The sequence below is a fragment of the Flavobacteriales bacterium genome, assembly GCA_020635795.1.
In the GTDB taxonomy this organism is placed as follows: Bacteria; Bacteroidota; Bacteroidia; order Flavobacteriales_E; family Vicingaceae; genus Vicingus.
Genome location: JACJZD010000005.1, coordinates 1 through 16,218, shown reverse-complemented (window position 1 = coordinate 16,218; position 16,218 = coordinate 1). Strand labels below are relative to the sequence as shown.

Genomic DNA, 16,218 nt, shown 5'->3' with positions numbered 1-16,218 from the left:
TTAATCAGATTTTTTAGCGAGAAATTAAGATTGAGAAATTTTTTTATTGCTCGAAAACAGGGGCTTTTACCCGAAGTAACTTGGTAAGTTTTAACGAAACATCTAAAAACAAAATTTTAGGATTGGCATTTCGTTCGATGTGATAATGCGCATCATTAAACAATTCAATGATTTCGATGCAGTTTGCTCCATGAATAAACGGAGCAAATTTTAGAAGAAATTGAGATTCGTTTGAGGTTCTTTTATTCAGCGCTGACGAGCCAAAATTGTTGATTAAACTTTCTCTAAAAATGTGCAAACAATATTGAGTAAACTGTTTTTGTTTTTCTCTACCAATTTTTTGAATGTCGTCAGAAAATGAGATTAACGAAAGCACATCAGCTTTAAAAGCTGCACGCATCCAGTTGGTAAAGAGGGTATAAAAAAGCTCTTCAGCATCCGACGATTGAATTAATTTTTTTGCCTCTAAATAATTGCCATCGGCAAGTAAACTAATGGTTGTTGCTTGTTCAGCGGAAACTTGAAACTCCTTCACTACATTTTCAGCTAAATCTACTGGTTTTATTTTGCTTACTTTAAAGGTTTGAGTTCGTGATAAAATGGTTGGAATTAATTGCTCCGATTCGTGTGCAACCAAAATAAATAAGGTTTTTGGTTCAGGCTCTTCTAATATTTTTAACAACTTGTTGGCAGAAGAATTGTTGAATTTTTCGGGATACCAAATAATCATCACTTTGTATTCCGATTCGTAAGTCTTTAGGCTTAATTTTTTTAAAATCTCTTGACTTTCTTCCGAAGGAATAAGTAAGGTTTTATTTTCTGTTTCAATTTTTTCTTGCCACTGATTTATAGAGAAATACCCATTGTTGTCAAGAACAATTTCTCTCCAATCATCAATAAAAACATCACTAACGGGCTTGCCTTTTACTTTATCGGTGTTGGCGGTAGGAAAAACAAAATGTAAATCGGGATGAACCAGTTTTTGGTTTTTAATACAAGCACTGCAAACGCCACAAGAGTCTTCGTCTTTTTTATCCTCACACATAATGTAGTGAGCATAAGCCAAAGCCAAAGGTAAGTTTCCAGTTCCCTCTTCACCTAAAAACAATTGGGCATGACTAATTCTTCCTTCTTTTACCGAGGCTATCAATCTCTTTTTCAAGTCAGACTGTCCTATAACATGGCTAAATTGCATACTCTTCAAAAGTAATTATTATCGGTATTGTTTCATATTAAAATGGAAATTTTACTTTTGTACAATATCACAAAAGGATTAACCACATAGAAACATAGTTGTTGAATTTGACTCAAAAATATTTAGATGATTTAACTTATGAAGTGATTGGTTCGATTATAGAAGTTCATAAGCTGATGGGTAGAGGTTTGCTTGAAAGCGTTTATCAAGAATGCTTAAAGCAAGAGTTGTTACATAGAAAAATAAATTTTTTATCAGAGTTTCAAATTCCCGTAATTTATAAAGGAACAACATTATCAATTGGATTTAGGTGTGATATGTTTATCGAAAATTGTTTAGTGTTAGAATTAAAGTCGGTTAACGATATAAGCAGTAATTTTGAAGCGCAGCTTCTAAACTATATGAAACTTTTAAAAGCTCCAAAAGGCATCTTGGTTAATTTTAATTGCAACAACATATTCAAAGAGGGGCAAAAAACCTATGTCAATGAATATTTTAGTCAATTGCCTAAGATTTAAAACTATGTAGCTATGTGGTTAAAAAAAGAAATAACAAAATAAAATACCATGCAAAATATTGATAATTATGATTTTTCAGGAAAAAAAGTATTAATTCGTGTTGATTTTAACGTGCCACTTAACGAGCAATTTGAAGTAACGGATAATACTCGAATTTCAGCATCAATTCCTACCATAAAAAAAGTATTAAAAGGTGGTGGTGCGGTAATTTTAATGTCGCACTTGGGTAGACCAAAAAGTGGTTACGAAGAAAAATTTTCCTTAAAACATATTTTAGTTGAGGTTGAAAAATTGGCTGGCACTCCAGTAAAATTTGCACCCGATTGTATTGGAAAAGAGGCAGAAGAATTAGCTACTGAGTTAAAAGCAGGTGAAATTTTGTTGTTAGAGAACTTGAGATTTTATGTTTCTGAAACGAAAGGAGATTTAGAGTTTACTGAAAAATTAGCCAAACTAGGCGATGTTTACATCAACGATGCGTTTGGTACTGCTCATCGTGCACATGCTTCAACAACCATTATTGCTCAGTTTTTTCCAAACGATAAAATGTTTGGCTATTTAATTGCTAAAGAAATTGAAAGTGTTTCGAAAGTAATGAATAATGGAGAATTTCCAATTACAGCAGTTGTTGGTGGCGCAAAGGTTTCGAGCAAAATTATTATCATGGAAAAATTGCTGGACAGTGTGGATAATATCATTATTGGAGGAGGAATGGCATATACCTTTGCTAAAGCCTTAGGAGGAAATGTGGGTAGTTCGCTTATTGAAGATGATTTTTTAGAAACAGCTTTGGAAATTATCAAAAAAGCAAAACAAAAAAAGGTGACCATTTATTTGCCTGAAGATACCTTGGCCGCCGACAAATTTGGTAATGATGCAAACACTCAAGTTTGTGATACCAATAATATTCCTGAAGGATGGATGGGGTTAGACATTAGCGATAAAGCAATAGCTTCATATAAAAAGTGTTTGTTGGAATCAAAAACCATTTTATGGAACGGACCAATGGGTGTTTTTGAAATGGAACAATTCCAAAAAGGGACAAAAGAAATTGCGTTAGCTATTGCAGAAGCAACTAAAAAAGGAGCTTTTACTCTAGTAGGTGGAGGTGATTCAGTTGCTGCAGTTAACAAATTTAATTTAGCCGACCAAGTTAGTCATGTAAGTACTGGTGGTGGAGCCATGTTAGAGTATTTAGAGGGAAAAGAATTGCCAGGAATTGCGGCAATTTTGAATTAATATTTTTTGTAAATAATTGGGTATATTTGATTGAAAAATCAATCCAAATGAAATACATTATTCCTATAATCTTGTTTTTACTTGTTGCCAACACAAGTGTTTCAGCACAAAAAATATTCAAAGTAAAATACGAAAGTCAAGCTGACTTAAAAGTGTACATCGTAAAATATGAATCGCAATGCGATTTAAAGGTTTTTATGGTTAAGTACGAAAATCAAGCCAATAAAGATGGTTTGTGGTATTCGGTTGATTACGAATCGCAAGCGGATAAAAAAGTATTTTTTGTTGATTACGAGAGTCAAGCCGACCTAAAAATTTTCTTTGTAGATTATGAAAGTCAGGCTGGATGGAGAAATCAATCGAAAGCACATTTGTTAAAGTTTTAGTGCAAAAATTTAAAATTTGTCAATTCGAGTGAATTTTACGATTGAAATGAGTGAAATTTGTATCGAGAATTAGAAAAACTGTTCTCTATACTTTTCTTTCAGAAAAACTCGAACTGACATAAATTATTTATATGACTATAGAACAAGCACAACAACTCGTTGATAATTGGATAAAACAACATGGTGTTCGTTATTTTAATGAGCTAACCAATATGGCGATGCTAACCGAAGAAGTTGGTGAAGTAGCTCGTATCATAGCTCGACGATATGGTGAACAATCTGAAAAAGAGAGTGATAAAAACAAAGATTTGGGCGAAGAAATGGCAGATGTGTTGTTTGTATTGATTTGTTTAGCCAACCAAACAGGCGTAGACTTAACTAAAGCATTGGAACAAAACCTCGAAAAAAAGACTAAAAGAGATGGCGAAAGACATCACAATAACGAAAAGTTAAAGTAGTAGAGGTTCATAAACATAAAACCACATAGATACATAGCTTTTTATGTTTATTAAGAAACAAATAGCCACGCATAGCTCTCCCGATTTATCGGGAGAAACCTACTGTTTTCTTAAAGATTTTTTGTTAAATCGACGGTTAAGTTAACTATGTTTCTATGTGGTTCACATTACTTTGGGTTTTGGTTACGAACTAACATTTAAAATGAATCAGCTCAATTAATATCCCGTCAGGATAATGTAACAAGTTTAAGGTAAATCCTTATTTTTGCCAATCAAAATAAACGAGAATCAGCATGAATTTTATTGAAGAACTGAAATGGAGAGGCATGATACAAGATATTATGCCAGGAACAGAAGAACAATTTGCAAAAGGAATTACTTCGGCATATATAGGGTTTGACCCAACTGCCGACTCGTTGCACATTGGCAGCTTGGTTCAAATCATGATTTTGGTTCATTTACAACGAGCAGGACACAAACCTTATGCGTTGGTTGGTGGAGCAACTGGTATGGTTGGAGACCCTTCTGGAAAATCAGCAGAACGTAATTTATTAGATGATGATACGCTTCAACACAATATAAAAGGAGTTCAAAAACAATTAGAACAGTTTTTAGATTTTAATTGTGGAGCCAATTCGGCAGAGGTAGTTAACAATTACGATTGGTTTAAGAACATGAGTTTTTTGGAGTTTATTCGTGATGCGGGAAAGCACATTACAGTCAACTATATGATGGCTAAGGATTCTGTAAAAAGCAGAATGGAAACTGGTATGTCGTTTACCGAATTTAGTTACCAGTTAATTCAGGGATATGATTTTTACTGGTTGTGGAAAAACAAAAACTGTACCGTTCAATTAGGTGGTTCCGACCAATGGGGAAACATTGTAACTGGAACAGAATTGATTAGAAGAAAAGATGGAGGAGAAGCTTTTGCGGTTACCACACCTTTGATAAAAAAAGCAGACGGCACCAAGTTTGGTAAAAGTGAAGGCGGAAATGTTTGGTTGGATAAAACCAAAACATCGCCATATAAATTTTACCAATATTGGATTAATGCTACAGATGAAGATGCTTCAAAATACATTCGAATTTTTACCTTGAAAACTAAACAAGAAATAGAAAATTTAGAAAAAGAACACGCCGAAGCTCCGCATTTACGTTTGTTACAAAAAGAATTGGCAAAAGATATTACCACGAGAGTTCACTCTGAGGAAGATTACCTTGCTGCTGTAAATGCATCAGAAATCCTGTTTAAAAAAGACGAAGAAGCATTGATAGCACTAAAAGCACTATCTGAAGAGGTGTTTAATGATGTTTTTGATGGCGTTCCTCAAGCAGAAGTGGCTACAAATGAGATAAAAGTAGGCTTAAGTATTATTGATGCATTGGCTGGAAAAACCAACTTTTTAGCGTCGAATGGAGAGGCTAGAAGAGCGTTAAAAGAAAATGCTATTAGTGTAAACAAAATGAAAGTGAGTGAAGATAAAGTACTGACTCCAGAAGATTTAATTCAAGGCAAATACATTTTGATACAAAAAGGGAAGAAGAACTACTATTTAATTAAAGCCAATTGATGTTATTTTTAAAATCAGTACGAATTATACTATTGTTGTTGAGCATTAGTTCTTCGTTAGCTTCTGTTGCTCAAAAACAAAAAATTTTGGTGGTGCCTTATACCCGTTTTCAGTTTGTTTCGGAGTACCAACTTGCCGAGTTAGCTTCGGTAAACAATGTTAGTTCGCAAGAAGTTTATACCGAATACACCATTGGCTTAAAGACAGCATTAACTAACTATAAAAGTGAGCAGTTTGAGTTCGAAATGATTAGTGAGTTGGATTATTTAACCATAAAAAAACAGGTGAAATACGACATTGAAAAATTTAACGGACGCAAATACAATTCATCTAACTTATCGATACTTGAAAAAGAAAAATTAACCGAAATTCTTGCTCAAAACAATGCTCAGTTTATCATGTTTGTAAATTGGTACGCCATTCAAAAAAATGTTCACACCACTTATACTGGCGATAACAATAAACGAAACCCTTTTTCTTTACATAAACTCGATTTTGATGTGTATAACTCCAAAAAAGAAAAGATAATTGGTAAAGGGAATGTTAAACTTTATTGTGGCGATTTTCCTTCGGCAACTATGGTTGAAGAAAAATGTTTAAAAGCAAGTTCGCTAACACCCTGTTATAATCAGTTAATTGCCGATTTGATTGCGGAACTTTCTGCCAATAAATAGACTCGGTTTTCTTATAAAAAATCCCATTAAAAACTGTTAATTTTTGTGTTAATAAATACCTGCATCTAATTGGTATTTATTCTCAATAAATGCCTTGTAATGGTTATATTTGTTACTCTTCAAAAAAAGTGAAAATTTATATAAATTATGAGCGAACAAAACAAAGGTTATTCGGCCGATAGTATTCAGGCGTTAGAAGGAATGGAGCATGTTAGAATGCGTCCGTCCATGTATATTGGTGATGTTGGATTAAGAGGGTTGCACCACTTGGTTTATGAGGTAGTTGATAACTCTATTGATGAGGCATTAGCTGGGCACTGCGATACCATTTATGTTTCTATCAATGAGGATGAGTCTATTACAGTTAGAGATAACGGTAGAGGGATACCAGTTGACATGCACAAAAAAGAAGGTGTTTCTGCACTTGAAGTAGTAATGACCAAAATTGGTGCAGGGGGTAAGTTTGATAAGGATTCGTACAAAGTTTCTGGTGGTTTGCATGGTGTTGGGGTAAGTTGTGTTAATGCATTATCAGAACATTTAAGAGCAACCGTTTATTTAAACGGAACCATTTACGAACAAGAATACTCGAAAGGTAAAGCACTTTATCCTGTTAAAGAAATTGGTACAACAACAGAACGTGGAACACAAGTTACCTTTACTCCTGATAAAACCATTTTTGACTCAACCATTTACATGTACGAAACACTTGCGACTAGATTGCGAGAGTTATCGTTCTTGAACAAAGGAATCACCATTACATTTCAGGATAAAAGAGAAACCAAAGAAGATGGTTCGTTTAAAGGACAAGTTTTCCATTCGGAAGATGGATTAATAGAGTTTGTACGATACATCGAAGAAACAAGGGAGCCTTTAATTGCTGAAGTAATTAGCATGGAAGGTGAAAAACAAGGTATACCAGTTGAGGTTGCCATGATTTACAACAGTTCTTATTCAGAAAACATTCACTCGTATGTAAATAACATCAATACTCATGAGGGTGGTACTCACCTTTCTGGGTTTAGAAGAGGGTTAACCAATACCCTTAAAAAATATGCCGATGCTTCGGGGATGTTGGATAAGTTAAAATTTGAGATTTCTGGTGATGACTTTAGAGAAGGTTTAACGGCAATTGTTTCGGTTAAAGTACAAGAACCACAATTTGAAGGACAAACTAAAACAAAATTAGGAAACAGAGAAGTTACTGCAGCGGTTAGCCAAGCAGTAAGCGAAATGTTGGAAAATTATTTGGAAGAACATCCAAACGATGCTCGATTAATTGTACAAAAAGTTATTTTAGCAGCAACTGCTCGTCATGCAGCTCGTAAAGCTCGTGAAATGGTACAACGTAAAAATGTACTTACAGGTAGCGGTTTACCCGGTAAATTAGCCGATTGTGCTTCTAAAGACCCAGCAGAATGCGAGATATACTTGGTAGAGGGAGACTCGGCTGGTGGAACTGCAAAACAAGGTAGAGACAGACATTTTCAAGCCATTATGCCATTGCGTGGTAAAATTTTGAATGTGGAGAAAGCCATGCAGCACAAAATTTTTGAAAACGAGGAGATTAAAAACATTTATACAGCACTTGGAGTAAGAGTAGGTACCGAAGATGATGCAAGAGCATTAAACACCGAAAAATTGCGTTACCACAAGGTAATTATCATGTGTGATGCCGACGTGGATGGTTCTCACATCGAAACCTTGATTTTAACGTTCTTTTTCCGTTACATGAAAGAATTGATTGAAGACGGACGCATTTACATTGCTACACCACCACTTTATTTGGTTAAAAAAGGGAAAGAGCAACGTTATTGCTGGAACGAAAAAGAAAGAGACGCAGCCATACAAGACATGAAAGGCGCAGGTAAAGAAGGAAGTGTGGGCATACAACGATACAAAGGTTTGGGAGAGATGAACGCAGAACAACTGTGGTCTACCACCATGAACCCTGAATTTAGAACCTTACGACAAATTACCATTGAAAATGCTGCTGCAGCCGACCATACTTTTTCTATGTTAATGGGCGATGAAGTTCCACCACGTAGAGAGTTTATTGAAGCTAACGCGAAGTATGCAAAAATTGATTCTTAATTAAGAGTAGATGAAAAATAAAAAAAGCCCCAAAGTATTGCTTTGGGGGCTTTTTTTGTTAATTATTTTAACGGTTTACCCATTTCCCATGAGACGACTTTTCAGCACAAATGTTTATACATAAAGATATTATTTTTCAAAGTCAAGATTTATAGGCTCATCTTGTGTAGCAGATTTTTTCCCTTTTACAGAGCCTGTTGTTGGAATATCATCACCTACTACTTCAAATGATATATTATCAAACCAAATTTGACCTGTTCCACCTAGTAATGCCCCATATGCGATAAGTGATGCATTACTTGGAACATCAAGAACAATTTCATATTTTGTCCAGTCTGTAGTACTTTTAATGGGTCTGTCACTCATATTGTCAAATGAAAGCGGTTGTTTTGAGCCAGTTTCGTCAACACGTAACCAAATTCCAGCCCAATTTAAAACGTTTTCAGATTTTACAAAACCGGTCATTCTAACTCGTTTACCAAGAAATTTGCCAGGTTTACTTTGTTGCATTAGTGTCCCGAAACCATCAATTTTTTTGTCAATTGATTTAATAGTTGCGGCATTTTTACCATCTTGTCCAGAACCTTTGTCAATTCCCATTTCATAGCTTTTCGGCTTACTTCCAGCACTAAACCAACCAATAGGTGTAGCAAAAGATAAAAGTACCACTGTTAGCCCTAATAGTAATGTGATTTTTAGAATTGATTTTGCCATTGTCGTTAGTTTTAGAGATAATTAGTCTATTAAATAATATATCTATTAAATATTATATCAATCTTTTTCAAAAGTAATTAAAATATAAAACAAAAAAAGTCCGGCAGAATTCTACCGGACTTTTTTATCAAATTAAAATTAAAAAACTAAAGACTTATTTAACCACTAATTTTTCTACGGTTACTTTATTATCGGCATTAAACTCAATAAAATAAAGCCCCGATTGTAATTTCTTTTGTTGGTCAATACTTAAGGTATATTTACCAGCAGCAAAAGCTTGTCCGTTAATTATTTTGGTTACTTCTTTACCCAATACATCTCTTAAGGTAATGTTTAAGTTTTTAACGTTACCAATTAAGTTAAAGCTTACAAAAGCACTTTCTGTTGTTGGGTTAGGGTAAACGGTTAAGTTGTTTACCAATTTGGTTTCTTCAATACCAACAGTACCATCAAGATTAATATCATCAATGTAAATGTTGTTACCGCCATTGCTTTTAAAGTAAAATTTAAATCGAACATTAGATTTACTAGCCAATGTAGCATTTATTGTTGCTGTATGTGTTTTCCATTGCGATTGTCCTGAAGGGGTAAACGCACTGTTTGTTGCAGGAGCACTCGACAACGTAGAAGCTGTTTTAATGGTTACAATTTGCCACGAAGCACCACAATCAATAGAAGAATAAATAATCAATTGGTCGTTACTACTACCAGTAGCTTTTTTAGCATAAGCAGCTTTAAAATCAAGTGTTGGATTTTGTACCGATGCCAAGTTAAACGATGGAGAAATGGCTTCAGTAACATCGTTAGCAACATTGCTCAAATTGTTAACTCTTAACGATCTGCTTCCGGAATAAGCAGCTATGGTTGAATTTTGCCAAGCATTACCACTTTGAGTATTTATGGTCCAATCGTTGTTAAACGAAGTGGTATTTTCCATACCTTCAACAAACGGTAGGGTAAACTGAGCAGCAATTGTGCTTACCGTAATAATGTTGCTTTTAGAAACCGCTGGAGTGTAATATCCAGCAGATGTACCTGGCGAATAAGTTGCACCATAACTACCAGCCGTGTTGTAGGTAATTACTGGAGATGCTACGTTCGATACGTTTGGCGTTCCACCTGTAAAAGTCCAGTCCCATAAAGTAGGAGTAGCGTTGTAAGTATTTAAATCAGAAAATGTAACAGCATCACCTTCGCACAAATATTGTTTGTTGTATGTAAAGTCAGCCCCCCAAGGAATACATATTGGGTTTGGATTATAAGGGTCGGCAGTACCTGTAAATGTTAAGTTAGATGGAGTCCACAATTGAGCTAAACCAGTAGTGGTATTTGTAGAGTTTAATGTTGCCATCATTCTTGTTTTTTGATCTAAACTAAACATGTTTTGGCAAGCATTGTAGCTCATGTAGTTTTCTATTTGATCTAATACATTTCCTCCATATGGAGAACCTCCGGTATTGTCATTAGAACAAGTGTTTTCGGTATAATCACAAGTTCCACTAGAGGTTGAAACAGGAGGAGTATCGCAACACATATCGCCAGAAGAACCACAACTAAAACCGCAACCACTTTGAAAAGTGTGAAACAGGTTAAAACAGTGACCAATTTCGTGGGTTAGAGTTCTTCCAACTAGAAAAGAATTGTCAATTACCACACCATAAGTACTGTTAATTCCACTTGATGGAAATTGAGCATAACCAGCTACATAACTTGGAGGATTAGAACCATTGATTAAATCAACCACCCAAACATTAAAATACTTTTTGCTATCCCAATAACTTACCGATTTAATGGCATCCGAAGCATTCATGGTTTGAGCATTTTCAACTCTAACAATACCTTCGGTACAATTTCCGTTTGGATCTTTTGTAGCTAATCTAAATTCAATATCTAAAGAGGCAGCGTAAGGCTGAAAAATAGCACGTGTACTTCCAGCATCAGGGTTTAAGCGTTTAAAATCTTGATTTAAAACATTAACTACTTGCTGAATGTCTGCTTTAGTGGCATTACCATTACCATTGTATGTTATAACGTGAAATACAATAGGAATTATAATGGTAGCTTTTTTTGCAGTTGGGTCATAAGTGCTTTTAAAATTGCTAATAAAATCTTCTGCTTCCTGACGTTGTTGAATAATTGCAGGGTTCATTTGTTCAAGCAATTGTGTTTGCTCATCAGTTCTACACCAATTCGCTGATTTGCTTTGCGATTTTAGTGTGGTAGTAGAGGCAATTAAAGAAAGAACAAAAAAAGAAAGTAATGTTTTTTTCATCGTGTTTAGTTTAGTTAGTTTAAGATGTTGATATAGAGTTAACTATCAACTTGTTCAAATATAATTAAAAAAAAGGTAAAAAACCACGCCATTTGACTAACGGTAATTTTTTTGTGCTGAGTGGTTTTAAATGGAACTAGTTTGTTAAATCTCTAACAGAACAAACCACTTGTTGTGATAAATTGGGGTTGTTGATGAATTGAAGTATTTTTCCTGCTGCTGCTTCGGCTGTAGATAAATCACCATTCTTTTTATATTCAACAAAGCGTGCAACATTAGAAAAATTTCCTTCATCAGCATTACGAATATCTTTTTGCATATCGGTATCGATAATTCCCGGAGCAATGCTCAACACCTTTACTTTTGTTTTGTTAATGGTAGCTTCTTCCTGTGTTACTCTGCTAAACATATCAACTCCTGCTTTGGTGGCACAATACACGCTCCAACCATCTATTGCTGATTGCCCTGCACCAGAACTGATGTTAACAATCAAAATTTCTATATTGTTTTTTTGATAGGTTTTTAAAAACTCGTTAGTAATAATGGTAGGCACAACTAGGTTAATGTTGTAACATTCAATTATTTTTTGAGGTGATAAATGACCTACGTGTTTGATTTCACCAACGCTTCCAGCATTGTTTATCAAAACTAATCTATTGGCATCTTTCAATTCAGGAAAGCGAAGTTTTTGAACGACTTCTAAATTTGAAAAATCAATCAGTTTGTGGTAGTATTGTTCATGATTAATGGTATTGCTTCTGGCATATCCGAATACAAAATTAATGGGGTTTTGTAAAAGTTGGTCAGCAATGGCTTTACCTAAACCCTTGCTAGAACCTGTTACAAAAAAGTAATTCATAAAATCTATAATTTAGTTTAAAGCTTGTGTTAAATCAGCAATTAAATCGTCAATATCCTCAATTCCCACACTTAAACGAAGTAAAGATTCTACCACACCAGCTTTATCTCGTTCTTCTTTTGGAATAGAAGCATGAGTCATGGTTGCAGGATGGTTAACCAACGACTCAACTCCACCTAACGACTCAGCCAAAGAAAATATTTTCATGCTCGATGCAATTTTAAAAGCATCTGCTTGTTTGTTTCCTTTTAAGGAGAACGAAATCATACCACCAAAATCACGCATTTGCTTTTTAGCAATTTCATGGTTTGGATGATCGGTAAAACCAGGCCAGTAAATCTTATCTATTTTAGGATGATTTTTTAAAAATTCAGCAACTTTTCGTCCATTAAAACAATGTCTTTCCATACGAATGTGTAAGGTTTTAATGCCTCGAAGCACTAAAAAACTATCCATCGGACCAGGCGTAGCTCCACAGCTGTTTTGAATAAATGCTAGCTGAGTATATAAATCATCGTTACTCAGGCATAAAGCACCCATTATTACGTCGCTATGACCGCCTAAATACTTTGTTGCAGAATGCATAACGATATCAGCACCTAATGCTAGTGGGTTTTGCAAGTATGGCGAAGCAAAAGTGTTGTCAACAGCACAAATTAAGTTGTTGTCTTTTGCAATTTTTGTGCAAACAGCAATATCGATAATTTGCATAGTGGGATTGGTTGGTGTTTCCAGCCAAATCAGCTTGGTGTTTTTGTTAATGGTATTTTTAATGGCATTTTCATCTTTTATATCAATGAAGTGAAATTTGATACCCATTGGTGCAAACACTTGGGTAAACATTCGATAACTACCACCATACAAATCATTTCCTGTAATAACTTCATCACCAGGGCGTAACAATTTTATTACGGCATCAATAGCCCCCATTCCGCTACTAAAACATAAGGCATGTTTTGCCCCTTCTAATTCGGCTAAACATTTTTCTAAAGCTGAACGTGTTGGGTTTTTACCCCTTGCATAAGCATATCCTTTGTGGTAGCCTGGACTTTCTTGCCAAAAAGTTGAGGTTTGGTAAATGGGAGTCATTATAGCACCAGTAGTTGGGTCTGGTTCTTGTCCAGCATGAATTACTTTAGTGCCAAATTTCATATTTGAAGGGTGTTTCATTCCTTTAATTTTTAAAGAAAATATATGTATTTAACGAAGTAGCAATCAACATCCAAACCACATAGGGGAGTAATAATAAAGATTTGATTTTAAGTTGATGAAAATAAGCGAAAAACAAATATCCAACCAACAAGGTAAGTGAAACAATGACTAATAACCCAATAACAACTTGATGATATTTAAAAAACAAGGGATTCCAGCTAACATTTAATATCCATTGTAAAGCAAATAAAAGCATTAAGGTATTTTTGTTGTGAATGTTTTGCCAAGCATAAGCCATGTAAATGGCAAAACAAATCATTATTGATGTCCATGCTGTACCGAAGACCCATCCTGGAGGAGTCCAAGGTGCTTTGTTTAGATTTTGATACCAATCTCCACTTACTGCACCACTTGTAAACAAACCACCTAAACCTAATGCGGCAAAATTGATGAATAAGAAAATGATAATTTTAATGGTCATTATTATATCATTTTTAATTTGTTATTAATTATAAACCCCGCCGTTGGCAGGGTTTTAATTTAAAGATTTAATAAAACTTCTTCAGGATTTTTACCTCCAAAAATTATTTTGGTTGGGTTTTCAAGCATTTCTTTAACCGTTTTCAAGAATCCTACCGATTCTTTACCGTCAATTATACGGTGGTCGTAGCTTAATGCTACAAACATAATTGGTCTAATTTCTACTTTTCCGTCAATGGCAACTGGTCGGTCAACGATGTTGTGCATGCCTAAAATGGCACTTTGAGGAGGGTTGATAATTGGAGTACTCAACATAGAACCAAAAACACCACCATTGGTAATGGTAAATGTTCCACCTTCCATATCGGTAATATCAATTTTACCATCACGAGCTTTTACAGCTAAACGCTTAATTTCTGATTCTATTTCAGCTAAGCTCATTTGTTCAGCGTTTCTAACCACAGGAACCATTAAGCCTTTTGGAGAACTTACAGCAATACCAATATCTGCATAATTAAAGCTAACCATTTGGTCACCATCAATCATCGAATTTACGGTAGGATATTGACGTAAAGCTTCAGTTACTGCTTTTGTAAAAAACGACATAAAACCAAGACCTACACCATGCTTTTCTTTAAATGATTCTTTGTATTTAGCACGTAAATCCATTAAAGGTTTCATGTCAACTTCATTAAAGGTGGTTAACATAGCTGTTTCGTTTTTAACTGAAACCAATCTCGAAGCAATTTTTCTTCGAAGCATGCTCATTTTTTCGGTGCTTTGGTCTCTAGTACCACCCCATCCAACAATTGAATTTGGCGTTAATCCGCTTGTTAAATACGCTTCAATATCGGCTTTGGTAATTTTACCATTTGAACCCGAACCACTTACTTTAACTGCATTTACATTATTTTTTGCAATCATTTCTTTAGCAACAGGAGTAGCTTTTACATCAGTTTTTGAAGCTGGCATTGGGTTAGGAACTACTTCTGCCTTTTTTTCAGCTACCACTTCTTTAACAGGAGCAACTTCTTTTTTCTCGGAACCTGCTGGGCGTTTAGCTTTGGTGTCGATTAAACAAACTACCGAACCAACTTTTACTAAATCGCCTTCTGCTGCCTTTAAAGTGATAATGCCTGATTCTTCGGCAGGCAATTCTAATGTTGCTTTATCAGAATCTACTTCTGCAATAGCTTGGTCTTTTTCAACATAATCGCCATCTTCAACTAACCAAGTTGCAATTTCTACTTCTGTAATTGATTCTCCCGGAGAGGGAACTTTCATTTCTAAAGCCATAATGTTTAAAATTTAGCCCCCTAACCCCCGAAGGGGGAATGAGGTTTATGGATTAATGTTATTATTTATAATTTTTTAATTTCTATTATCTATCAAATAAATAAGCTGTCCATCTCCCTCCCTTCGGGAGGGTCGGGGAGGGCTTTAGCTAACCAATGAATTTTCAAATACTTTGTTAATGATTGCATTATGTCTTCGAGCATGAACCTTTGATGACCCTGTTGCAGGAGCACCACTTTCTTGTAAAGAAATCACGTCTAATTTAACAGAAGTGTAATGTCTTAACATGTGACACCATGCACCCATATTTTCAGGTTCTTCTTGTGCCCAAATGTATTTTTTTGCTTTACCGTATTTTGCAACAATGTTGTCCAATTGTTTTTGAGGTAAAGGATACAATTGTTCAACTCGAACTATTGCCATGTTATCTGCCCCGCCAATTTCTTCTTGTTTAGCTAATAAATCGTAATAGAATTTACCTGTACAGAAAACCACTGTATCAACATTTTTAGCATTTGCTTTTGAGTCGTCAATTATTTCTTGGAAAGCTCCATTTGCCATTTCTTCAATGCTTGAAACGCATTTAGGGTGACGTAATAAACTTTTTGGAGTAAACACTACTAAAGGCTTTCTGAAATTGAATTTTAGCTGACGACGTAATAGGTGGAAATAGTTAGCTGGAGTACTACAATCAGCTACTATCATGTTGTCTTCTGCGCACAATTGTAAAAAGCGTTCCATTCTTCCGCTCGAATGTTCTGCACCTTGCCCTTCATAACCATGAGGTAATAACATTACCAAACCGTTTTGTGTTTTCCATTTTTCTTCAGCAGCACTCAACAATTGGTCAATAATAATTTGAGCACCATTATTAAAATCACCAAACTGAGCTTCCCAAATGGTTAAACCATGTGGAGTTGCCATCGCATATCCATATTCAAAACCTAAAACACCGTATTCCGATAACAACGAATTGTAAACATGAAATTTTTGTTGTGTTTTTGAAATGTTATTAAGTGGGATATATTCCTCTTCAGAATCTTCTACTTTAACCACAGCATGTCGGTGCGAGAACGTTCCACGCTCAACATCTTGTCCTGATAAACGAACCATGTGACCTTCTTCTAACAATGAAGAATAGGCTAAAAGCTCTCCCATTGCCCAATCCAATTGATTGGTTTCATCAACCATTTTAATTCTGTCTTCAAACAGACGTACAATTTTGCTGATGAATTTTTTATCTTTTGGAAGAGTACTGATTTTTTTAGCAATTTCAGCCAGTTTTTTCTTGTCGAATGAAGTGTTTA

15 protein-coding genes are annotated in these 16,218 nt (G+C 35.0%); 7 read left to right on the top strand and 8 right to left on the bottom strand.

Annotation, left to right across the window (positions count from 1 at the left end; all coding sequences use genetic code 11):
- Positions 1-43 precede the first annotated feature (43 nt).
- The gene (locus H6589_11215; protein MCB9175167.1) at positions 44-1,195 is read right to left on the bottom strand and encodes a DNA polymerase III subunit delta; all 1,152 of its coding nucleotides are present in this window, start codon (positions 1,193-1,195) and stop codon (positions 44-46) included.
- Positions 1,196-1,296: 101 nt separating this feature from the next.
- On the opposite strand from H6589_11215, the gene H6589_11210 reads away from it, so the two are divergent.
- The 7 genes from H6589_11210 to gyrB all read left to right on the top strand — a co-directional run bounded on the left by H6589_11210 (position 1,297) and on the right by gyrB (position 8,138).
- Positions 1,297-1,713 carry a GxxExxY protein gene (locus H6589_11210; GenBank protein ID MCB9175166.1) on the top strand — a complete coding sequence of 139 codons (417 nt, stop codon included), beginning with the start codon at positions 1,297-1,299 and terminating at the stop codon, positions 1,711-1,713.
- A gap of 48 nt (positions 1,714-1,761) precedes the next feature.
- Complete coding sequence (locus H6589_11205) at positions 1,762-2,952, top strand: phosphoglycerate kinase (protein ID MCB9175165.1); 1,191 nt, start codon at positions 1,762-1,764, stop codon at positions 2,950-2,952.
- A gap of 47 nt (positions 2,953-2,999) precedes the next feature.
- Positions 3,000-3,338, top strand: a complete 339-nt coding sequence (locus H6589_11200) for a hypothetical protein (GenBank protein MCB9175164.1) — start codon at positions 3,000-3,002, stop codon at positions 3,336-3,338.
- Between the two features lie 131 nt (positions 3,339-3,469).
- On the top strand, positions 3,470-3,796 hold the full coding sequence (locus tag H6589_11195) for a nucleotide pyrophosphohydrolase (GenBank protein ID MCB9175163.1): 327 nt from the start codon (positions 3,470-3,472) through the stop codon (positions 3,794-3,796).
- Between the two features lie 293 nt (positions 3,797-4,089).
- Positions 4,090-5,370, top strand: coding sequence for a tyrosine--tRNA ligase (locus tag H6589_11190; protein ID MCB9175162.1), 1,281 nt, complete (start codon positions 4,090-4,092; stop codon positions 5,368-5,370).
- Positions 5,370-6,044 carry a hypothetical protein gene (locus tag H6589_11185; protein ID MCB9175161.1) on the top strand — a complete coding sequence of 225 codons (675 nt, stop codon included), beginning with the start codon at positions 5,370-5,372 and terminating at the stop codon, positions 6,042-6,044. Before H6589_11190 ends, H6589_11185 begins: the two co-directional genes overlap by 1 nt.
- 147 nt (positions 6,045-6,191) lie before the next feature.
- Positions 6,192-8,138, top strand: a complete 1,947-nt coding sequence (gene gyrB / locus H6589_11180; GenBank protein MCB9175160.1) for a DNA topoisomerase (ATP-hydrolyzing) subunit B — start codon at positions 6,192-6,194, stop codon at positions 8,136-8,138.
- 129 nt (positions 8,139-8,267) lie between these two features.
- On the opposite strand, the gene H6589_11175 is transcribed toward gyrB, so the two are convergent.
- The 7 genes from H6589_11175 to H6589_11145 all read right to left on the bottom strand — a co-directional run.
- Positions 8,268-8,852, bottom strand: coding sequence for a hypothetical protein (locus H6589_11175; GenBank protein ID MCB9175159.1), 585 nt, complete (start codon positions 8,850-8,852; stop codon positions 8,268-8,270).
- 154 nt (positions 8,853-9,006) lie between these two features.
- The gene (locus tag H6589_11170) at positions 9,007-11,124 is read right to left on the bottom strand and encodes a T9SS type A sorting domain-containing protein (GenBank protein ID MCB9175158.1); all 2,118 of its coding nucleotides are present in this window, start codon (positions 11,122-11,124) and stop codon (positions 9,007-9,009) included.
- 136 nt (positions 11,125-11,260) lie between these two features.
- Positions 11,261-11,983: an SDR family NAD(P)-dependent oxidoreductase gene (locus H6589_11165; protein MCB9175157.1), complete on the bottom strand. Its 723-nt coding sequence runs from the start codon at positions 11,981-11,983 to the stop codon at positions 11,261-11,263.
- A gap of 12 nt (positions 11,984-11,995) precedes the next feature.
- Complete coding sequence (locus H6589_11160; protein MCB9175156.1) at positions 11,996-13,153, bottom strand: cystathionine gamma-synthase; 1,158 nt, start codon at positions 13,151-13,153, stop codon at positions 11,996-11,998.
- A 4-nt stretch (positions 13,154-13,157) separates the two neighbouring features.
- Complete coding sequence (locus H6589_11155) at positions 13,158-13,616, bottom strand: tryptophan-rich sensory protein (protein ID MCB9175155.1); 459 nt, start codon at positions 13,614-13,616, stop codon at positions 13,158-13,160.
- Between the two features lie 59 nt (positions 13,617-13,675).
- Positions 13,676-14,911, bottom strand: coding sequence for a 2-oxoglutarate dehydrogenase complex dihydrolipoyllysine-residue succinyltransferase (gene odhB / locus H6589_11150; protein MCB9175154.1), 1,236 nt, complete (start codon positions 14,909-14,911; stop codon positions 13,676-13,678).
- A 144-nt stretch (positions 14,912-15,055) separates the two neighbouring features.
- A partial coding sequence (locus tag H6589_11145) for a 2-oxoglutarate dehydrogenase E1 component (GenBank protein ID MCB9175153.1) occupies positions 15,056-16,218 on the bottom strand: 1,163 nt, incomplete at its 5' end.